This window comes from Pseudomonas sp. Root329 (assembly GCF_001424925.1).
Lineage (GTDB): Bacteria > Pseudomonadota > Gammaproteobacteria > Pseudomonadales > Pseudomonadaceae > Aquipseudomonas > Aquipseudomonas arabinosi.
In genome coordinates this window covers 163,008-183,593 of sequence record NZ_LMCV01000045.1, presented here as the reverse complement: position 1 = coordinate 183,593, position 20,586 = coordinate 163,008, and the positions used below count along the sequence as shown (strand labels likewise).

The window sequence follows — 20,586 nt, the reverse complement described above, 5'->3', positions numbered from 1 at the left end:
CCTCAGGCCGTGGCTTTTTGCGCTTTGGTTTCGCTGTTGGGCGGACCGGCGAACTGGGTGGCGAAGCTGCCGACGGCGAGCATGTCGACTTCCAGCAGGAACGGGCCGGGTTGAGCCAGTGCGCCGTCGACCACGCGGCCGAAATCCTTCAGGTCGGTGACCAGGCCGTGGCGCAGGTTCAGGGATTCCGCCAGCTTGGAATAGTCCGGCGTGTGCAGGTCGACGTAGCAGTGACGGCTGCCGTAGACCGCGTCCTGAATGTTGCGGATCACGCCGTAGCGCTGGTCGTTCATCAGCAGAATCACCACGTTGGCCTTCTCTTGCACCAGCGTCGCCAGTTCGCCGAGGTTGAGGATGAAACCGCCGTCACCTGCCAAGGCGAAGACCTTGCGCTCAGGCGCCGTTTCAGCGGCGGCCACGGCAGCGCCTATGCCCATCGACAGTCCCTGGCCAATGCCGCCGCCGAGGGCATGCACGCCGGCGCGCGGGTGGAACAGGGTCAGCAGGCGGTTGCCCCAGATGCTGTTGGACAGCGTGACGTCGCGCACCCAGGAGAAATTGCGCCCGGTGATGGCTTGCAGCTGTTCGACCATGGCCGAGTACGGGCCGAGGTCGGCGATCAGTTGGGTGCGGGATTTTTCGCGGACGTCCTTGAGTTCGGCGAGGAATGTCGGGTCGATCTGCAGGCGACCTTCGAGACGATCCGCCAGGCCTTCAAGGGCCAGCGCCGAGTCGCCACAGATGAACAGTTCGCTGTTATAGCTGCGACCTTCGATGGCCGGGTTGGCGTCGATGCGCAAAGTGTTGCGTGGCAATTTCAACGCGTACTTGAAGGTTTCGTTGCTGCGCAGACGGGAGCCGGCGATCAGCAAGGCATCGCAGCTTTGCAGGAACTGCTCGACCCGTTTGTTTTGCGAGAACGCGCCGAGGCAGCGTTCGTCATCTTCGTTGACCACACCGCGACCCTGGGTCGAGGTGATCACGCCGACGCCCATGTCCAGCAGACGTTTGACTTGCGGCCCGGCATGCCGCGCACCGCCGCCGAGCCACAACAGGGGACGGGTGGCCGTGGCCAGACGCTCGGCCACCAGGTCCAGCGCTTCGGGCGCGGGGACGGCCACTGGGATTGGCAGCGGCGAGAGGTCGGTCGGCATCGTGATAAAGGTCGACTGGATGTCGATCGGGATTTCCACGCTGACCGGTCCGGTGGGAGCGGTCAGGGCGGTTTGCACGGCCAGTTTCATCGTACTGATGGCGGTTTCGACGCTGCGCACACGGAACGCGGCCTTCGACACCGCCTTGAGCATGGTCAGTTGGTCACGGGCTTCGTGGATGTAAGCGAATTCCTGGTCCAGGTACGGTGTCTCGATCTGCCCGGTGATGTGCAGCAGCGGTGTGCCGGCGGTCAACGCTTCGACCATGGCGCCTGCGGCGTTGCCGGCTGCGGTGCCGGTGGACGTCAGGCAGACACCGAGGCCGCCGGTGGTGCGGGCATAAGCGTCGGCCATGTTGGTGGCGCCGGCTTCACCGCGAGCCATGACGAAGCGGATGTTTCCGCGAACGGCGAAGGCATCGAGGATCGGCATGTTGTGGATCGAGATCACGCCGAACGCGGCCTTGACGTCGCATTGCTCGAGAAACGCGGTGATGGCAGCGCCAACGGTGACAGTATTTTCATTACGCATGGCGGGACAGGCCTCCAGAAACATCGATATGGCTGCCTGTGGTGTAAGCCGACAGAGGCGAGGCCAGAAACAGGATCGCGCGGGCCGCTTCAATCGGCAGGCCCAGGCGCCCTAAGGGAATGTGTTTTTGTTGCGCGAGCCGGGCGGTCCATTGGGTCCAGTCCAGATCCCGCTCTTCGCGGGCCTCGAAACGTCGGCGCCATTGCCCGGACTCAACCAGGCCAATGAGGATGCCGTTGACCCGAATGCCCTGACCGGCAAATTCGGTGGCCATCGAACGCACCAGGTTCATGACCCCGGCGCGAGCGGCCGAGGTGGCGACCATGTGCGGTTCCGGCTGGCTGGCCAGCAGCGAATTGACGCAGACGATGGCCGCGTTCGGCTGGCGTTTCAGCTGTGTCATGAAGGCGTGGACCGGGTTGATCACCGAGAAGAATTTCAGGTTCAACTCTTCGGTCCAGGCGCTGTCGGTGGTGTCGGCGAAGGTCGACACCCGACCTTGACCGGCGTTGTTGATCAGCACGCTGGCCGGGCCCAATGCGGCCAGACTAGCCGCGGCAAACGCCTTGACCGAGTCCGCATCGAGCACGTTGCAAACATGGGCGAGCAGCCGTGATTCGGGGAAGCGTTGACGCAACTCGGCTTCGGCGCTGCGCAGCCGGTTTTCGTCCCGGCCGCAAAAGGCCACGGCCGCGCCGGCTTCGAGCAACAGCTCGACGCAGGCCAGGCCAATGCCCGAAGAGCCTCCGGTGACAATCGCGGTGCTGTCTTGCAGTTGATAAAGGCTCATTTCAATCCCTCATCAATGCAGTGACGCGGTGCTGACCGTCATGGGCAGCAGCGCTGTTGTAGTTGAGCAGCCGCGACAGTTCGTCGGCGCTTCGGCGCACTTGCAGCAGCAACTCGTTGAAGTTGACGTGAGCGATCTGTGCGGTCGGGATCGTGACGCCCAGCGCCGCGACGATCCTGCTCGTCTCATCGCGCACCGGGGCGGCGACGGTCGAGATCGTTGACTCGAAGAAGCCTTCGCTGCTGACGAAACCGCGCTGGCGGTCGGCCTGAACCAGGTCGAACAGTTCCATCACGGTTTTCGGCGTGCACGGCGAGAACTGCTCCAGGTGTTCTTCCGGGTACAGCTCACGCAACTCGGCCAGCGACAGGTCTTCGAGCAGAATTCGCCCAAGGACAGTGGCATGGGCGGGCAGGCGAGTGCCGACGTTGACCGCGCTGGAGAACACAGACGGCGGCGAGACCTTGGCCACGTAAACGATCGAACGACCATCGCGCACCACCAGGTTGCTCGGGTAGTTGAGGCGGTCGCACAAACGGGCCAGCAGCGGCTGGCCCAGTTCGGTCAGCTCCAGTGAAGCCAGGTATTCAAAGCCCAGGCGCAGCACCGACATGCCCAGGCGGTATTCATTGCCGCTGCGGGTGACGAAGCCCATGGTTTCCAGGGTCGTCAGCAGACGGAATATGGTCGAGCGCGGCAGCGCCAGACGCCGGGCCAGTTCCGGCGCGGTCAGCGTGCGATTGCGCCGGCTGAATTCGCAGAGCAGCAGCAGGCCGCGCTCCAGGCCCGGCACGATGTATTTGTCCTGAGCGTCCTTCAGCAGATCTGAATCGTTCATAGAGATGCACCTGTCAGGGATTCTTTAATGGCAAAGGCCAGACGGCCCGCCACGACATAAGGTTGTTCGATAGGGCTGGCATGCCCGGCATCGGCAATCAGGTTGAACGTGGCGCCCAACGCCTTGGCCAGGGTCAGGCAGCTTTCGGGAGCTGTGATGCCGTCGGCTTCGCCGCAATGCACTTCGCAAGGCATCGACAGCGGTGGGTGCCGCAGCAGGTCATCGCTGCACAGCAGTTCAATGGCCTGGCGATAGCCGTCGGGATTGAGCCGCGCCATGTTCCACTGCACCCAGGCCAGTGCTTTCGGGCTGGCGGCGGGTGACAGCATGTAGGCACTGCGTTGCTCGGCCATCTGCTGAATGCTCAGTTGTTCGAGGGCACGCAGGCGTTTGCTGCGCACTTCCTGACGCAGCAACGCGCGTGATGGATGGCCATAGCCTTGGGCAGGACTGATCAAGACCAGCCGGCTGATCCGTTGCTGCTGCACGCCGCTGGCGAACGCCGTGGCGGTAATCGCGCCCAGGGAATGACCCACCAGCACACAGCGCTGGATGCCCAGTGCGTCGAGCAGTTGCAGCAGTCGTTCGGCGTAGTCCGAAGCGTCGGGGGCCAGCGATCTCAGCGGCGTGGAATCACCGTAGCCGGGCGCGTCCCAGGCAATCACCCGGGCGCTCTGGCCAAGCTCCTGCGCCACCTCTAACCACGACGCCGAGCCCGAGCCGATCCCGTGCAACAACACAATGGCCGGCCCGGCCCCGCATTCGCGAAAGGCCTGGCGACCGCCGGCGATCTCCAGCGTGCGCACCGCAAAGTTCAGGGCCAGTTGTGCCTGGAGGTCAGCCGTGAGCGGCGGGACGAGATTATCGATGGCGTACGACATGGGTTTATCCGCGCTTGATCGAGGCCAGAGGGTGTTCTGGCGGGTAGGTCGGGGTCAGCGGTTTTTTCGCGCCGAGCATCACGCACATCAGCGCGTCTTCATCGCCGATGTTGATCTCTTCGCGGTACACGCCGGGCGGCACGGAAATCACGTCGCGGTCGGTGAGGATGGTTTCGAAACGCTCACCGTCCTTCTCGATCACCACTTTGAGTTTGCCGCGCAGCACAAAGAACACTTCTTCAACGTCGGTGTGCAGGTGCGGCGGGCCTTCGTGACCGGCCGGAATCACCATGGTGGAGAACGTGAAGTTCTCCGACGGGATGGTGTTCATGTCGGTGCTCACGCCGGTGCCGCCGGTGCCGATGTAGCGCATTTGCGCACGACGGAATTTCGGGTCGTAGTCGGCCTGGAACTTCAGCGCGTTCCAGTCGTACTTGCGCGTGTCGTAGCGGGCGATGCGGGTTTTCATCCAGCTTTCGAGATCGCTGCCGGCCGGCTGTTCCCAGCTTTTCGGGGTTGCTTGTTGTGCTGACGAGTGTGCGGATAGATCGGTCATGGCTGTCTCCTGATCAAGGCATGACGAACCCGCCGTTGACCGGCAAGGTTTGTCCAGTGATGAAGCGGGCGAGGTCGGACAGCGCGAACAGCACGGCGCCGCTGACGTCTTCGGGAAGTTGCGGGCGTTGAATGGCCCGGTGGTCGTTGTACAAACGGTGACGTGCTTCGGGCACGTAGGCGGTGGCTTCGACCAGCACCAGCCCCGGTGCGATGGCGTTGACCGTGATGTTGTCGGTGCCCAGTTCGCGGGCCAGGCTGCGGGTCATCGCGATGATTGCGCCCTTGCTGGCGACATAGGCCAGCAGGTTGGGCGCACCCCACAGCGGCGTGTCCGACGCCAGGTTGACGATGGCGCCATGACCACTGGCACGCAGGGCCGGCAGGCACGCTTTGGTCATCAGCCAGGTGCCGCGCACGTTGACTTGCATGACCTGATCCCAGGTCTCGAGGCTCAGCTCTTCGCAGGTCTTGCCGCCGGAATTGGTGATTGAAGCGTTGTTCACCAGACCGTCGAGACCGCCGAGCAAGCGGGTGGCTTCAGCCACGCAGGCATCGATCGAATCGGGTTGCGCCAGATCAACCGACACGCCATGCACGGTCAGGCCTTCGGCGACGAGTTCAGTGGCCGATTGCTGGACGCGGTCGGCAAGAATGTCAGCGATCACCACGTGGGCACCGGCGCGGCCGATGGCCTGGGCAAAGGCATAACCCAATCCGCGGGCGCCTCCGGTGACCAGGATCCGGCGGCCTTCGAGCAAACGATTGAGGGCCGTCATCATTGCGTACTCAGCATGGCTTTGGGCATGTAATGCAGAACGCGTTTCTCGGCCCAGACCACCGCGCCGTAAGAGAGCACACCGATCAGCGTGAGCATCACAATGGCGACGAATACGCCCGCGGTGTTGCCCTGACCTTCGGCATCGACCAGCAGGAAGCCGAGGCCCTGATTGCCGCCGACCAGCTCACCGACGGTGACGCCGATCACAGCCAGGGTCGAGGCAATGCGCAATCCCGAGAACAGCGCAGCCATGGCCGAAGGGAACTCCACCAGGCGGAAAATCTGCCAGCGGCTGGCGTTCATGGTCCGGACGAGGTTGATCATGTCCGGGTCAACGGTGCGGATGGCCGACAGCACGTTGATCATCACCGGGAAGAACACAATCAGGATGGCGATCAGGATCTTCGGGTAGATCGTGTAGCCCAGCCACATCACGAACAACGGGGCGAAGGCGACTTTGGGGGCGATTTGCAGGGCCAGAATGTAAGGCGACAGCATGGCTTCGGCAGCGGGCGAGAGCCCGAGCGAAACACCGATTGCCACGCCGAGCAGAGCGCCCAGACCGAAGCCGACGATGATCTCGAATGCGGTGATCAAGGTATGTTGCAGCAGGCCGCCGGTTTGCCACATCACCACACTTTCCTGGGCCACGCGGCTCAGGTGCGGCATGACGAATTCAGGCATGCCGAGCATTCCCGGGCCCCATTGCCAGAGCACCAGGAACAGGATCAGCAGGGCAACGCTGCCGAGCATGGAGTTATTGAGGTTTTTCATCGTGTCGTTACCTTGTTGTCACTCGCCGTTATTGCGCAGCTGTTTGGGTGTCGATGAACTGGTTGGTGTACAGGTCGTCGAGCTTCGGTTCCTGGGTGACGATGCCTTCGCTGACATAGAACGTGCGGACCGCTTCCAGTCGCGCCGGATCGATGCGACCCAGTACGGCTTGGTTGGCATAGACGTGTTCGACGTAAAGCTTGAAGACCTTCTCCAGCGAATCTTCTTTGCCGGCGTAGGCGGGAACGGCTTTGGCGAAGGTGACCGCAGCGGCGCGCGGGTCCTGGATGATGTCGCGCATGCCTTGCAGGGTGGCCTGGACCACGCCGCGAACAATCTCCGGGTGCGTCTTGATGGCGTCGTCCGACGCGAGGATCGCCTGGGCCATGCTTTCGAAAATTTGCGATTGCGGGATCAGTTTGATCTTCACACCGGCTTCTTCAGCGTTGACCACCCAGTCCGGTACGCCCGCCATCGCCTGGGCTTTGTCAGCCGAGAACAACTGCCAGACGCCCGACGGGCCGGCAGCCTGGATATTCACGTCGGTTTTGCTCAGGCCTGCTTTGCGAAGGGAGGCGAGCAAGGCGTAGTAGGTGGTGTCCGAGTAGGACATCACCGTCATGGTCTTGCCCTTGAGGTCAGTGATCGAATTGATATTTTCGGCAGCATTGGTGGCAATCATGGTCACACCGCCGGCGCCCAGCACGGCGACGGCGCGCACCGGAATACCGTTGGCCCGCACCACAATCGGGGTATCACCCAGGGCACCGCCAAGCATGGCGTTACCGGCACCGATCTGCTTCGCTACGTCCACACCGCCCTTGGCCGCGATGAAGGTCATGTTCAGGTTCTGGGCGGCGTAGTAACCCTTTTGCTGGGCGATGATCCACGGGGCGAACGCTGGCGAATTCGGCGGCGCCGGCAACAAGTAGGTCACGTCGGTGGGCTGCGCCTGCGCGGCGAAAGCCATGCCCAGGCCGAGCGCAATGCCGCTGGCCTGGCTGAAGCGTTGAAACAGAGACTTGAACATGCGTACTCCTGAATCGGTTGATGGCCGCAAGGGCGTTGATCAATGCAGTTCGGTGTCTTCGCCGACTTTCAGTAATTCCATCAGGCGACCGGCCAGCGGGCCGATCTCCGGCAGCTTGCGGCGCTCCAGCGGGTTGTCGCGAAACGGTAGGTCGACGTTGATTTCTTCGATGATGGTGCCCGGGCGGGCACTCATGACCAGCAACCGGTCGGACATGGCGATGGCTTCGATCAGGTCATGGGTAATGAACAGGGCGGTTTTCTTTTCATCGAACAGCATCCGCGCCATGTCCTGCTGCAGGATCATCTTGGTCTGCGCATCCAGGGCCGAGAACGGCTCGTCGAGGAACAGCACCTGCGGGTCGATGGCCAGGGTACGAGCCAGGGCTGCACGCTGCCGCATGCCGCCCGACAGCTGGAACGGGTAGTGGTCGGCAAAGCCTTGCAGGTGGCAGCGATCGAGCAGATCTTTGGCCACGGCCTGACGCTTGGCGGCCGGTACACCTTGAATTTCCAGGCCCAGTTCGACGTTGCGACGAATGCTGCGCCATGGCATCAGCAGGTCTTTTTGCAACATGAAAGCGACTTGGCGAACCGGACCTGTCACCGCTTCACCGCCGACAAACACTTCGCCTTCAGAAGGTCGATAGAGGCCGGAGCCCATGTTGAGGATGGTGCTTTTGCCGCAACCGGAAGGGCCGATGATCGACACCACTTCACCGCGGCGAATCTTGAAATTGACTTCGCGAATGGCAAACGGCGCTTCGGATTTTCCTTTGGCCGGGAAACATTTGCCGACATTGCGAAATTCAATTTCGATGGGCTCCAGGTCTTCCTTGGGAGCGGGTTTATTCCATTGAGGGGCGATGGCGTACATCTCGTTCACAGCCATTGGGAAGGGTCTCTGGTCTGTTTTATAGGTGATACGGTGTCTAGTGCATGAACAATGCCATCCGAATGCCAGGTTGAGTTTTTGTTAAAAAAACGTTGTTTATTAATAAGTTGCGAAATTGTTGAGGTTTTTGGCGTGTTTCATATACGAAACGTGGTTTCCTGTATGGCACGAAATTTCACATTGAATGTGCACGCCATGGGAAACGGCGAGAGAGAAGGGGTTGTCGAGGTAACGCGAAGCGGGGCAAAAGCAGGGCTTTTGTTTTACATATGAAACGAGAGGAGGCGTGGATCAAGAGCAAAAGCGAAGCGGCCGACCTGTCCTTTGTTGATCGTGTGCATATCCGTTTCTGCGGTCACGGCGGCTTAGGGTTCCGCCCTTACGGCGGGTCACTTTGGAAAAGAACCCCAAAGTAACCAAAGGGTTCTTGCCCCTTTCGTTCGGTGCCTCGCCCCGCCGCCATCGGCCATCCATGGCCGGGGGCGGCTAACCCGGCATCCATGCCGGGTTGCCCACTGCGCAGAACCTCCACTCGGCCTCTCGAGGGGGCATGCACCGCAAAAGCCATAGCGAGGCGGCCTACCGGCCGGCCTGGCTTCAAGTGAACGCATTTCCCTGTAGGAGCTGTCGAGCGAAGCGAGGCTGCGATCTTTTGATCTTGCCGTTGCCGTTGCTTTGGCTTCAAGTCCAACCTTAAGTGAACAGCATTACCTATAAAGAGCCTTACTTATTCGGTAAATCAAACGTTCCTTGGAAGTCCTATTTACCGCTAAACACCGCCGGCCTGCGCTCGGTGAAGGCCGCCAGCCCTTCAGTGAAATCGGCGCTTTCGCAGGCCTGTCGCCGCAGTTCGGCAATCTGCTCCATCGCCTGCACGGGCATCGGTTGCAGGTCTTCCAGAATCCGCAATTGCTCCTTCACCGCCGCAATGGCCAGCGGCGCTTTGCCGGCGATGCCTTGAGCCATGTCGAGCGCAGTTGCTTCCAGCACGTCGCTGTCGACCCGTCTATTGATCACGCCGAACCGTTCCGCCCGTTCGGCATCCAGTTTCTGCGCGGTGAAGAACATTTCCTTCAACACATGAATCGGCAAGTTGTTGAAGAACCGCAACAACCCGCTGGTGGTGTAGGGCAAGCCGATGTTGGCCGGGGTCATCGCGAAGCTGGCGCTGTGATCGGCGACGACCAGGTCGCAGCTCATGGCCAGGTCGACCGCGCCGCCCCATACCGAGCCGGAAATCAGGGCGATCACCACGCCGGGGTAGGCGCGGATGCGGCGCAATACTTGTTCGAGGGGTTTGCCGTAGGCAATCGGGTCGCGGTCGTGTTGCAGTTCGCGTATGTCATGGCCGGCGCTCCACACCGGTTGACCCACTTCGCTGCCGAGTATCACCACCGGGATGCGTTGTGAGGCGAGGGCGGCGAGGCTTTCGTCGAGGGATGCCAGCAACTGCGCGCTGAGGGCGTTGCGGTGGGTGGGGTTGCTGAACACCACCCGCGCGATGCGTTCATCGACGATGTTGACGGTCACGGTGGCAGAGAAGGTTGGGTTCATTGGGCGGTTCCTGTTGATTGTGCGGGCGAATCGTCGGTGTCCTGGAATACGACCTTGGCGGCGAGCAGTGCGTTGATCGATGCGGTGTCGAAACCGGCTTCGCGCAGGACTTCGATGGTGTGTTCGCCCAGGAGCGGCGGCGGGCGGCTGGCGGCGCCGTCGGTGGCGCTGAACACTGGTGTCACCACCTGACGCAATGCGCCCAGTGTCGGGTGCGTGAGTGTCTCGGTCAGTCGGCTATGCAGCACTTGCGGGTCGTCGAACACTTCGTCGAGCGTGTTGATCGGACCGGCGGGTAATCCTGCCTCGACGAACAGCGTGGTCCATTCGAGTTTGCTGCGGGTTTTCAAGCGGCTTTCCAGAATCTCCCGCAACTCGTCACGCCGGTCGACTCGTGCTTCATTGGTGGCAAAGCGCGGGTCATCCGGCAGCTCTGGTAAATCGAGCAGCACGCACAAACGCCCCCACATGGCCGAGGTGATCGGCGCCAGATTCAGCGGGCCGTCCAGCGTCTGGAACACGCCATAAGGCGCAATCACCGAATGCGCATTGCCGGTACGACGCGGCACATCACCCAGGCTGAGATAACGTTGACCGTGCACACTCAACAGCCCGACCAAACTGGCCAGCAACGACGTGCTGACGTGTTGGCCGTGCCCGGTTGTCGAGCGCTCCAGCAGGGCCGCCAGCACCGCCGTCACCAGCCACATGCCCGAGGTCAAATCGCCGATGGCGGTGCCGGTGCGCGTCGGGTCGCCATCGACGAAACCGGTCAGGCTCATCAACCCCGAATAACCCTGGGCAATCTGGTCGAAACCCGGCCAACTGCTCATCGGCCCGTCCGCGCCAAAGGCGTTGATGCTGCCCATGATCAGTCGCGGATTGCGGGCGCTGAGCACGTCATAACCGAGCCCCATACTCTCCAGCGTGCCGGGTTTGAAGTTCTCGATGACGATGTCGGCATCATCGATCAGCCGCTGGATCGTGGCCAATCCCTGGGGATTGCGGAAGTCGATGCACAGGCCGCGCTTGTTGCGGTTGCACGACAGGTAGTAAGTGCTCACGCCCCGGTCGAACGGGCCCCAGGTGCGGCTCATATCGCCGGTCGGGCCAGGCTCGACCTTGATCACGTCGGCCCCGAGGTCTGCCAGCACCATGGTGCAGAACGGCCCCGACAGTGCGCGACTCAGATCGACAATCTTCACGCCTTGCAAAGCTTGCATAGGGTTCTCCAATGAATGGTCAGGTGCGCGTTATTGCGGCAAGGTCTGATCACGGGTTTCGACGGCAAACGGCAGGATCAGAATGCCGACCACAAAGGCCGCGGCCGTCCAGGCGATGGGCGCGCCCAGCGAGCCGTACCAGTGAATCGCAGCGGCCAGCAGGAAATTGACGCCGGCGCCGATGAAGCGGCCGACCGAGGCATTGAAGGCGAAGGCCGTGGCGCGGATGCGGGTCGGATACTGCTCGGGCAGCCAGAGGGAGAAAATCGCGAAGTTGCCGCCGAAGAAGCCGAGGAACACCAGCGACACCATGAACAGATGAAGGCCATCGTCCATGTAGAACACCCAGCCGAACGCGACGATGATCGATGCCGCCATGCCGGCGAAATAGATGCCCAGCGCTACCCGTCGGCCCAGTCGTTCGGCCAGCCAGGGCGCCACGAGGCAACCGAGAATCGTGCTGAGCGACAGCACCGCCGCACCGATGGAGGCGAGGTGCACCGCGCCGACGTGATCGATACCCGCTTGGGTGGCCAGCGTGACGACGGCCGTCGCTTCATACACCGAACCGGCCCACAAGCCGACGATGGCGACCCCGACCAATAAAGAGCTGGTCAGCGTGCGGCGCCGAAAGGCCGGGGCAAAGATTTCCCACCACGACGCGCGGGTTGCAGGCTTCAACGCGGGTGTTTTGAGGTTGAGCGCAGCGTTGCGCACCTGGCCCGGCTCTTTCACTTTCAGCGCGGTATAGATCGCAATGAACGCCGGGAACAGGCCGCAGAGAAACATCACGCGCCAGCCGTAAGTGGCGCCAACGGTGTAGTTCAGCAACGCGGCAATGAAGAAACCAAAGTAATAGCCGGTTTGCAGATAACCCGCGCCCATCTTGCGCCGGTCTTCCGGCCAGCTCTCGGCCACGTAGGTGCCGGCGAGAGCCCACTCGCCGCCAACGCCGATCCCGGCGATCAGCCGGAATGCCGCCAACTGCCAGATGTTCTCCGAGAACGCCGCCGCGCCGGTAAACAGCGAGTAGACCAGGATGCTGGCGGCGAGCATCTTTACCCGGCCGAAGCGGTCGGCGAGCGGCCCCCAGATGAACGACATCCCCCAGCCGATCAGAAACAACCCGAACGTGATCGACCCGTACATGGCGATGTTGGTGGCGGTGGGCTCAATGCCCGAGGCGGGCAGCAGCTCGGTCAGGGCGGGAATCAGAACCAGTGCGAAGATCACCGAATCCACGCCATCCAGAACCCATCCCACATAGACCGTCCAGAAGCCGCGAATCTGCTCGCGGGTCAGGGGCGTCTTGATGGGCTTCACGCTCGTTGCTGATGCTGTTAACACTCTAGACATTGAGATCTCCCATTGACCTTGGTCAGGCCTATAGAAGCGCTGCTGGCCGGTGGCGGCCGTTAGCGCTTCGTTTGTTGTGAAACGAGTCTAGGCGTCGTATCTCATAAGCTTCAAATATGATATTCCTCTGCTTCCATCGGAAAGTTATATGGCTTTGGAGGGATGCATGGACCTACGCCAGTTGCGGTATTTCATCAAAGTGGTCGAGTGCGGCAACATCACTCGGGCCAGCGAAGCGCTGCACATCGCGCAGCCCGCGATCAGCCAGCAGATGCGCAATCTGGAACTGGACATGGACATGCAACTGCTCGAGCGCAGCGTGCATGGCGTGGTGCCTACGGCGGCCGGGCAAACGCTGTATCGGCATGCCATCGAGCTACTGCGCCAGGCTGACGGCACCCAGGAACTGCTGCGTCAGGACGCCGAATTCCCGCAAGGCAAAGTGTCGGTCGGCATGCCGTCGAGTACCGCACGCATGTTGGCGATTCCGCTTGCACGCACGATTCGCAGTCGCTATCCGGGCATCAAGCTGGAGTTGATCGATGCCCCGAGCGCCGACCTTGGACGCCTGATCACGGTGGGGCGGGTGGCGCTGGCGGTGAATGTCGATGCGGTCGAAACCCGTGGCATGGCCATGCAGCGGCTGTTCACCGAAACGCTGTACCTGGTGGCGTGGCCCGAGTTTTCGTTACCGGATGGACCCGTGTCGATCGAGGCGTTGGCGAAGATGCCGCTGGTGCTGCCCTGTGCGCCGAACACGATTCGCAGCCGGGTCGAGTCGGCCTTCCAGGAGGCGGGTCTGCACTGCGAGGTTGAGTTCGAGGCCAACTCCACGGACCTGTTGTTCTCGGCGGTCCTGGCCAAACTGGGCGTGACGATCCTGCCGTGGGCGGCCGCCCATGTTGAACTGGAGCAACACAGGCTCAAGCTGGCCAGGATCGACCATCGACTGTTTACCCGCGATCTTTCGCTGTGCTGGCATGACACGGTCGTCGAGAGTAACGCGGTGCAAAAGGTCAAAGAGACCACTTTTGAACTGTTCAAAGACTTCGGGCAGCAGCCGGGGTGGGCGGCTGGGCAGTAACGTTGTGAGGGCCGCCTTTTGTCGGTGTGCCTGAACCTGACTCGCAATCGGTTGATCCATTGAGAAGGACTCAGGAGCTGTCTTCATTCGCCGATTGAGGAACTCAAACCATGCAGGCCAAGGCACACCTGCGATACGACCTGACGCTGCTGATGCTGTTTGTGTTGATCGTCGTGGTGTCGGGTTATTCACCCCGCAGCCGAGTGGATTGGGCACTGGAAAATCTGCTGGTGTTGTTACTGGTGGGCGCGCTGGTGGCTGTCTCCGGCCGGTTTCGCCTGTCGGCTGTTTCCATCAGCCTGGTATTCGTTTTCCTGTGCATTCACGAACTGGGTTCTCACTACACCTATGCCAAGGTGCCGTATGACCAATGGTGTTCGGCCTTGACCGGGGTCAGTTTCGATAAAGCGCTGGGGTTGCATCGCAATCATTTTGATCGGCTGGTCCATCTGAGTTACGGGCTGTTGATGGTTTATCCCATTCGAGAAGTGCTGGTGCGGCTGACGCCATTGCGCGGTTTCTGGCTGGTGTTTATGGCGTTGAATATCATTCTGTCGACGTCGGCCATTTACGAGCTGGTGGAATGGATTGGTGGCGCCTACCTGGGCGACGACACCTCGCGTGCCTTCGTCGGCGCGCAGAACGATCCCTGGGATTCACAGAAAGACATGGCGTTGGCGGTGGCCGGCGCCTTCGTCAGCGAGTGTGTGGCTTTGCTGTGCAAGCAAAAGCGCGCCGTTCCTCAAGCCCAACATTCGAATGTCGGGCGGCCTCCTTCGTGATGGGTCGTCGTGAGATAGACTCAACTGCGAACATCCAACGGTGGGAGTGACAACGGTGGCGGGATTGCGATGGACTCGCTGATCACGGCCGCAGCGCAGGCGCTGGCGGCGGGTGATCCGCTCGGCGCGCTGAATCGGGTCGCGTTGCGCGACGATGCGCCGGCACTGGCGTTGCGCGGGATTGCGATGGCGCAACTCGGTGATCTGGTGCGAGCCAAGGCGCTGGTGCAGAAGGCGGCGCGGGCCTTCGGGCCAAAGGAGGCCTTGGCTCGGGCGCGGTGTGTGGTCGCCGAGGCCGAGATCGCGCTGGCCTCCCGAGAGTTGGGCTGGCCGGTGAAGGCACTCGAGTCGGCGCGGGTGACGCTTGAGGCACACGGCGATCGAGTGAACGCTGCTCATGCGCGGTATCTGCAGATCCGGCGTTTGCTGCTGATCGGGCATCTCGAAGAGGCCGACGTGCTGCTCGCCGAGCTTGACCCCGCGCCCTTGCCGCCGGCATTGCGCGCCGCCCACGAACTGGTCGTGGCGGGAATCGCGATGCGACGACTCGAGACGAACAAGGCGCGGTCTGCACTCACAAGAGCCGAGCACGCCGCGCACGACGCCGATATTCCTGCGCTGACGGCCGAGGTGGAAAACGCTGCCCTTGTCCTGGACACGCCCGTCGCGCGTTTGATTGCCTATGGCGAAGAACGGCCTCTGTTGCTGGATGAGGTTGAAGCGTTGCTCGCGTCCACGTCGCTGGTCGTGGACGCCTGTCGCTACGTGGTGCGTGGCGCCGGCATGTCGGTTCCCCTCGCGACACGCCCGGTCTTGTTCGCCCTCGCACGGGCGCTGGCCGAAGCGTGGCCGGCCGACGTGTCGAGGGAAACGCTGATTGCCCGGGCCTTTCGTTTGAAGCACGCCGATGAGTCACTTCGCGCGCGGTTGCGAGTCGAAATCGGGCGACTGCGCACGGCGCTTAAACCCTTGGCCGGCGTCACTGCGACCCCACGTGGTTTTGCGCTGGTGGCGCTGGTTGCCTCTGACGTTGTGGTGCTGGCGCAACACGTCGAAGAGAAGCACGGGTCGGTGTTCGCTTTCCTCGTCGACGGTGAGTCGTGGTCGAGCTCGGCCCTGGCACTGGCCCTCGGTGCCAGCCAACGCACGGTGCAACGGGCACTCGATGAACTGGCCCGCGCGGGCAAGGTGCAGTCGTTCGGTCGCGGCCGGGCACGTCGCTGGATGACCCCGCCGGTGCCGGGTTTCGCGACGACCTTGTTACTCCCGGTGCCACTGCCGGGTGACTAGGATGAACGTCACCCACCCGTAACGAGGAATGCCAACATGAAACAGTCAGCAGCTAAAATCCTTCGTGAATATGGACCCTTTACCGGTGTCGACAAAGTGCATGGCGTCACTTGGGACGGTCAGCACGTGTGGTTTGCCACCGGCGACAAACTCAACGCCCTGGACCCTGAAAGTGGCAAGACACTGCGTTCAATCGATGTCGCCGCCCATGCCGGCACCGCCTTCGACGGCCAGCACCTGTTCCAGATCGCCGAGGATCGCATCCAGAAAATTGACCCGCAGACCGGCCGTGTACTCGCGACTATTCCGGCGCCTGGCGGCAGTGATTCAGGGCTGACGTGGGCAGAAGGCACGCTGTGGGTCGGCGAGTATCGGGATCGCAAGATCCATCAGATCGATCCCGAGACCGGCGCGATTCTGCGCACCCTTGAATCCAACCGCTTTGTCACCGGGGTGACTTGGGTCGAGGGACAGCTGTGGCATGGCACCTGGGAAGAAGACGAGAGTGAGTTACGCCATATCGATTCGACCACCGGCGAGGTGCTGGAGAGCGTGAAGCTGCCGGCCGGCGTCGGGGTGTCGGGGCTTGAATCGGACGGCGGCGAGCAGTTTTTCTGCGGCGGCGGTGGCAGTGGAAAGGTGAGGGCGGTGCGGCGCCCCAAATAAGGCGTCGCTCAATCACTCACGGCGCGCCAAACAACATCGTCCAATAAACGCCTTCATCACTACGTGCGTCCGCCGCATAGGCCGCACCCACCTGAGTAAACATCGGGTTCATCAGATTGGCGCAATGCCCCGGGCTGGCCAGCCAGCCCGACATTGCCTTGCTCGGTGAGCCCTGGCCGGCAGCGATGTTCTCGCCGATCTGTCGGCCACGGAAACCAGCGGCTCTGGCCCGGTCCGCGGGCATGTCACCGTCGGGGTCCTGGTGTGCGAAGTAGTTGCCGTAGGCCATTGCCTTGCTATGCCCTTGCGCCGCAGCGCCCAGGGCTGCGTTCCAGGCCAATGGCCGTGCGGCGGCGAAGCGCTGACGACCGCAGAGGCGCGGCTTCGAGCGTGCCACATTGACCTGTGCCAGCAATGCTTTGCTGACGGTTCGCGAATCACCCACACGACTGTCCAGCACGGGCTGCGCCAGCACCACCTGCCACTCACTCCGGGCGCGGCTGACGCCAATGTCGGCATATTGGGTATCAAGCAACGCCCCGCAGTAATCGTTCTGGAGCATGTCGAAGGCCTCATCGGCATCCTGCGCACCGACCACGCGAATCGTGCGCACGCTCACCGCCTGATAGCCAGACGCTTTCAATTGATCGCGCAAACCGCCGCCATAGCCGATCGGCAAGGCCAGATTCGACTTCAACGCCAGCGGCGATAACGCTCGACCCGCGCGCCCCGAGCAGCGATTGGGGTGAGCGCGGTAGTCGTTGATGGCTTCCACCAACTGCCTTTCGGCACCGGCGTGGGCGGGGTTGGCGAACAGGGAAAACAGAGGAATGAAACAGAGCGAGGCTACGCGAACGGACAGGAGGGTTTGGCGCATGGATGAATAGCTCTGAGCGGGCAAGTGGAATTCACGGCTCGGCTATGACTGGCGCTTCAACACAAGGTTCACGGGCGCAAGAGACATATTTGCGCTGGGTGCAGTGCGTCCGCCAAAGAGGATAGGGAGGTGTCGTATGATGGCTTTTTTTTACCCGTCACAAGGACCCACTCATGCCGTTAAGCAAACGCGATCAGGCGCACATCGAGCGTCGCCTGGTGGCCACCCTGACTGAAGCGTGTGAAACGGCCAAAGCGGAAGTCGTCGGGTTCTGCTGGCTGACCCACGAGGTCGATTACGACCTGTTTCCCTCCAGTCTGCGGGTCATCTGGGTCTTCGACACGCAGGCCAACAAGGATCAGGCGCTGGCCAGTGGGCAGGGCGAGCGCATGCTTGAGTTGACCGCCATTGCGTTAAGCGAAGCGGACGTTCTCGTCAGCCCCGTATCGGCCCATGTGCAGTTCGATTCTGAAGAAGAATGCCAGCGCGCCAATGCCGGTAACTGGCAGCAACGCTTGTCGCGTCCGCTCACTTCGAAAACTTTCGCGCCCCGACCACGCAGAGGATCACCGCGACGGTAACCCCCAACATGCCGATGCTGACGTGCTCGTGAAGCAGCGTGGCCGCCAGCGCCAAGCCAAAAAAAGGCTGCAGCAATTGCAGCTGGCCGACGGCGGCAATCCCCCCTTGGGCCAGCCCGCGGTACCAGAATACGAAACCGATCAGCATGCTGAAGATCGATACGTAAGCCAGGCTCAACCACGCGGACGAGGTGATTCCCGAGAACGAAGCCGGGGCCATGAGCCAGGTCAGCGGGACCATGACGGGCAGCGACAGCAGCAACGCCCAAGAGATCACCTGCCAGCCTCCCAGAGTTCTTGAAAGCTTCGCACCTTCCGCATAACCCAGCCCGCAGGCGAGGATGGCCAGCAGCATGAGGATGTCACCGGTCGGCGAAGCGGTCAGGCCTTGCGAGACGGCAAACCCCACGACCAACGCGCTGCCCAGCACCGAGAAGAACCAGAACACCGGCCGGGGCCGTTCCCCTCCACGCAACACGCCGAACACCGCAGTGGCGAGTGGCAACAGGCCAACGAAGACGATGGAATGCGCCGACGTCACGTACTGAAGCGCCAGCGCCGTCAGCAGCGGAAACCCTACTACAACGCCCATTGCCACAATCGCCAAAGGCAGAAGCTGATGCTTGGCGGGACGTTTTTCTTTAAACAGCACCAGCATGCACAGCGCCAGGAGCCCGGCAATCGCCGCTCGGGCAACGGTCAGGAACACCGGGTCGAATTCCAGCACGGCCAACCGTGTGGCCGGCAGCGAGCCGCTGAAAATCAGCACGCCGATAAACCCGTTGAGCCAGCCGCTCGCGGTCTTTTCCGTCGTTGGGTTTTGCAGGGTCCGTTCCATCTGAGGGCACTCTCAATTTGCAGAGTTCCATCGTATGATCGACGATCACTACAATCAAAAAATTGTCATGGATACATCTCGACATGCCTCGCTCACGGTACAAGTCATTAGTGGATGCTTTTGCGGCTGACATCCGATCAGGCCGCTTGTTGCCGGGCACGCGATTGCCGACGCATCGTCAACTGGCGGCGACAGAAGGGCTGGCGCTGGTCACCGCCAGTCGGGTCTATGCAGAGCTCGAAGCCATGGGCCTGGTCAGCGGCGAGACGGGGCGAGGCACGTTCGTGCGGGAGACGTCGCTGCCGCCGGGCTTGGGCATCGACCAGAAAAACGTTGCCGTCGGAATGACCGACCTCAACTTCAACTATCCCTCGCTGCCAGGGCAGGCAGAACTGTTGCGAAATGCGCTACGCCAACTGGCCTCGGGCGGTGATCTGGAATCCCTGTTGCGCTACCAGCCACACGCCGGGCGCCTGCATGAGCGCGCCTCGGTGGCGCGCCATTTGCTCGCCCGAGGGCTGACGGTGGATGCCGAGCAAGTGCTGATGGTCAGCGGTGCTCAGCATGGGCTGGCCGTGACGATGATGGCGCTGCTGCAACCCGGCGATGTGATTGCAGCGGATGCGCTGACCTATTCAGGATTCATCGTGCTGGCCGAAGCCTTGCACCTTGAAATCGTGCCCATCCCCGTGACCGAACAGGGGCCTGATCTGGAGGCGCTGGACAGCCTGTGCCGGAGCCGCCGCGTGCGGGCGGTGTACTCGATGCCGACGCTGCACAATCCGCTGGGATGGGTCATGAGTGCCAATCAGCGCGAGTCGTTGGTGACAATTGCGCGCAGGCATGACTTGCTCATCATCGAGGACGCGGCGTATGCCTTCCTTGCCGAGGACCCGCCGGCACCGTTAGCGCAGCTCGCACCCGAGCGGACCGTTTACGTTTCAGGGCTCTCCAAGAGTGTGGCCACCGGATTGCGCGTAGGTTTCGTCGCTGCCCCGGCCGAAAAAGTGCCTGCGCTGGAGCGAACGATCAGGGCGACCACCTGGAATACCCCGGGCGTGCTGACGGCAATCGCGAGCACGTGGCTCGACGATGGCACCGTCATGCAACTGGAAACTGAAAAACGTCAGGATGCGCAGGCCAGGCAAACCATGGCCGCAGAAGTGCTGGCAGGACTTCCGTGCATTCGTCATCCGTCGTCCTATTTTCTTTGGCTGCCTCTGTCTGAAGATGCGAGGGCAGACCAGATCGCCGCGGCGCTGCTGCGTGAAAAAGTGGCGGTTTCAACCGCTGAGCCTTTTGCGACTTCTGCTCATGTGCCGCATGCGATTCGCTTGGCGCTGGGGTCCGCAGAGATGGGCGCACTGCGTGAGGCGCTGGAAAAAGTTAAGTGGGTGATTGGTGCTTATTCATAGCTTGAAGTCGCCCACCGCCATCTATATTGAAAGGTCCAGTCCGCTACAGTTGATGCAAGCGCCCTGACGAGTGGCGAATCCATCAGGCAAGAAGGACTGGTCCACAGAGGGCAATCTTTTTTCATCCGGCATTTTCAATCAGGAGATCATCATGACCCAGATCGAAAAAGTACTGTACACCGCCAAAGTCCACACCACGGGTGGGCGGGACGGCGCATCACGCAGTGATGATGGACGACTCGAAGTCAAGCTTTCGTCCCCTGGCACCAAGGGTGAAGGCACCAATCCGGAGCAGTTGTTCGCCACCGGTTGGTCAGCCTGTTTCATCGGTGCGATGCAGGTCGCTGCCGGCAAAATGAAGATCACGCTCCCGCCTGACCTGGCCATTGACGCCGAAGTTGATTTGGGCACCAACGCAGGTGGTTATCTCCTGCAGGCTCGCCTCAACATCAGCCTGCCGGGAATGGACCGCGAAACCGCCCGGGGGCTGGTGGATGAAGGGCACAAACTGTGTCCGTACTCCAAAGCCACGCGGGGCAACATCAACGTCGAAATCAATCTGGTCTGAGCCGTAATGCTGTTCACTTTGGGGTGGGGTACATATCCGTTTCTGCGGTGATGGCTGATTACGGTTTCGCTTTTACAGCGAGTCACTTGGAAAAGCCCCAAGTAACCAAGGGCTCTTGCCCCGC

Annotated in this window: 21 protein-coding genes; 7 read left to right on the top strand and 14 right to left on the bottom strand. The window is 61.8% G+C overall.

All coding sequences use genetic code 11. The features are described 5' to 3' along the window. Nucleotides 1-2: 2 nt before the first annotated feature. The 12 genes from ASC74_RS26345 to ASC74_RS26290 all read right to left on the bottom strand — a co-directional run bounded on the left by ASC74_RS26345 (nt 3) and on the right by ASC74_RS26290 (nt 12,328). The gene (locus ASC74_RS26345) at nt 3-1,685 is read right to left on the bottom strand and encodes a thiamine pyrophosphate-binding protein (protein WP_056745363.1); all 1,683 of its coding nucleotides are present in this window, start codon (nt 1,683-1,685) and stop codon (nt 3-5) included. Beyond that, the gene (locus tag ASC74_RS26340) at nt 1,678-2,475 is read right to left on the bottom strand and encodes an SDR family oxidoreductase (RefSeq protein ID WP_056745361.1); all 798 of its coding nucleotides are present in this window, start codon (nt 2,473-2,475) and stop codon (nt 1,678-1,680) included. Before ASC74_RS26340 ends, ASC74_RS26345 begins: the two co-directional genes overlap by 8 nt. 1 nt (nt 2,476) lies before the next feature. Next, on the bottom strand, nt 2,477-3,313 hold the full coding sequence (locus tag ASC74_RS26335; RefSeq protein WP_082555898.1) for an IclR family transcriptional regulator: 837 nt from the start codon (nt 3,311-3,313) through the stop codon (nt 2,477-2,479). After that, nucleotides 3,310-4,194 carry an alpha/beta fold hydrolase gene (locus ASC74_RS26330; protein ID WP_056745357.1) on the bottom strand — a complete coding sequence of 295 codons (885 nt, stop codon included), beginning with the start codon at nt 4,192-4,194 and terminating at the stop codon, nt 3,310-3,312. Before ASC74_RS26330 ends, ASC74_RS26335 begins: the two co-directional genes overlap by 4 nt. Before the next feature lie 4 nt (nt 4,195-4,198). Further along, the gene (locus tag ASC74_RS26325; RefSeq protein WP_056745355.1) at nt 4,199-4,750 is read right to left on the bottom strand and encodes a cupin domain-containing protein; all 552 of its coding nucleotides are present in this window, start codon (nt 4,748-4,750) and stop codon (nt 4,199-4,201) included. Between the two features lie 13 nt (nt 4,751-4,763). Further along, a complete protein-coding gene (locus ASC74_RS26320; RefSeq protein WP_177338884.1) occupies nt 4,764-5,531 on the bottom strand; it encodes an SDR family oxidoreductase in 768 nt (255 codons plus the stop codon). Further along, on the bottom strand, nt 5,528-6,304 hold the full coding sequence (locus tag ASC74_RS26315) for an ABC transporter permease (RefSeq protein WP_056745353.1): 777 nt from the start codon (nt 6,302-6,304) through the stop codon (nt 5,528-5,530). The genes ASC74_RS26320 and ASC74_RS26315 overlap by 4 nt, the downstream gene beginning before the upstream one ends. Nucleotides 6,305-6,332: 28 nt before the next feature. Continuing rightward, nucleotides 6,333-7,334 carry an ABC transporter substrate-binding protein gene (locus ASC74_RS26310; protein WP_056745352.1) on the bottom strand — a complete coding sequence of 334 codons (1,002 nt, stop codon included), beginning with the start codon at nt 7,332-7,334 and terminating at the stop codon, nt 6,333-6,335. A gap of 39 nt (nt 7,335-7,373) precedes the next feature. Beyond that, the gene (locus ASC74_RS26305; RefSeq protein WP_056745453.1) at nt 7,374-8,210 is read right to left on the bottom strand and encodes an ABC transporter ATP-binding protein; all 837 of its coding nucleotides are present in this window, start codon (nt 8,208-8,210) and stop codon (nt 7,374-7,376) included. Nucleotides 8,211-8,987: 777 nt separating this feature from the next. After that, nucleotides 8,988-9,782, bottom strand: coding sequence for a methylmalonyl-CoA decarboxylase (scpB, locus tag ASC74_RS26300; RefSeq protein WP_056745351.1), 795 nt, complete (start codon nt 9,780-9,782; stop codon nt 8,988-8,990). Continuing rightward, nucleotides 9,779-11,005 carry a CaiB/BaiF CoA transferase family protein gene (locus ASC74_RS26295; RefSeq protein WP_056745350.1) on the bottom strand — a complete coding sequence of 409 codons (1,227 nt, stop codon included), beginning with the start codon at nt 11,003-11,005 and terminating at the stop codon, nt 9,779-9,781. The genes scpB and ASC74_RS26295 overlap by 4 nt, the downstream gene beginning before the upstream one ends. Before the next feature lie 30 nt (nt 11,006-11,035). Continuing rightward, nucleotides 11,036-12,328: an MFS transporter gene (locus ASC74_RS26290; RefSeq protein WP_236713347.1), complete on the bottom strand. Its 1,293-nt coding sequence runs from the start codon at nt 12,326-12,328 to the stop codon at nt 11,036-11,038. Between the two features lie 199 nt (nt 12,329-12,527). On the opposite strand from ASC74_RS26290, the gene ASC74_RS26285 reads away from it, so the two are divergent. From ASC74_RS26285 to ASC74_RS26270, 4 genes are all read left to right on the top strand, one after another. Further along, the gene (locus tag ASC74_RS26285; RefSeq protein ID WP_056745348.1) at nt 12,528-13,445 is read left to right on the top strand and encodes a LysR substrate-binding domain-containing protein; all 918 of its coding nucleotides are present in this window, start codon (nt 12,528-12,530) and stop codon (nt 13,443-13,445) included. 110 nt (nt 13,446-13,555) lie between these two features. Further along, nucleotides 13,556-14,227 carry a DUF2238 domain-containing protein gene (locus ASC74_RS26280; RefSeq protein ID WP_056745347.1) on the top strand — a complete coding sequence of 224 codons (672 nt, stop codon included), beginning with the start codon at nt 13,556-13,558 and terminating at the stop codon, nt 14,225-14,227. Between the two features lie 69 nt (nt 14,228-14,296). Further along, nucleotides 14,297-15,517 (top strand): hypothetical protein, encoded by a 1,221-nt coding sequence (locus tag ASC74_RS26275; protein WP_056745346.1) that lies wholly within the window; start codon nt 14,297-14,299, stop codon nt 15,515-15,517. Between the two features lie 36 nt (nt 15,518-15,553). Beyond that, a complete protein-coding gene (locus ASC74_RS26270) occupies nt 15,554-16,183 on the top strand; it encodes a Vgb family protein (RefSeq protein WP_056745344.1) in 630 nt (209 codons plus the stop codon). A gap of 16 nt (nt 16,184-16,199) precedes the next feature. On the opposite strand, the gene ASC74_RS26265 is transcribed toward ASC74_RS26270, so the two are convergent. Next, nucleotides 16,200-17,060, bottom strand: a complete 861-nt coding sequence (locus tag ASC74_RS26265) for a CAP domain-containing protein (RefSeq protein WP_056745342.1) — start codon at nt 17,058-17,060, stop codon at nt 16,200-16,202. Between the two features lie 173 nt (nt 17,061-17,233). On the opposite strand from ASC74_RS26265, the gene ASC74_RS26260 reads away from it, so the two are divergent. Then, a complete protein-coding gene (locus tag ASC74_RS26260; RefSeq protein ID WP_056745341.1) occupies nt 17,234-17,641 on the top strand; it encodes a hypothetical protein in 408 nt (135 codons plus the stop codon). Here the strand turns inward: ASC74_RS26260 and ASC74_RS26255 are convergent. After that, on the bottom strand, nt 17,589-18,479 hold the full coding sequence (locus ASC74_RS26255; RefSeq protein ID WP_056745339.1) for a DMT family transporter: 891 nt from the start codon (nt 18,477-18,479) through the stop codon (nt 17,589-17,591). The two genes, ASC74_RS26260 and ASC74_RS26255, sit on opposite strands and share 53 nt — an antisense overlap. 83 nt (nt 18,480-18,562) lie before the next feature. Here ASC74_RS26255 and ASC74_RS26250 point away from each other — a divergent pair, with 83 nt between their 5' ends. Further along, complete coding sequence (locus ASC74_RS26250; RefSeq protein WP_056745336.1) at nt 18,563-19,894, top strand: aminotransferase-like domain-containing protein; 1,332 nt, start codon at nt 18,563-18,565, stop codon at nt 19,892-19,894. A gap of 151 nt (nt 19,895-20,045) precedes the next feature. Then, entirely contained in the window at nt 20,046-20,462 is a 417-nt protein-coding gene (locus tag ASC74_RS26245) for an organic hydroperoxide resistance protein (protein ID WP_056745334.1), read from the top strand. Nucleotides 20,463-20,586: the final 124 nt, after the last annotated feature.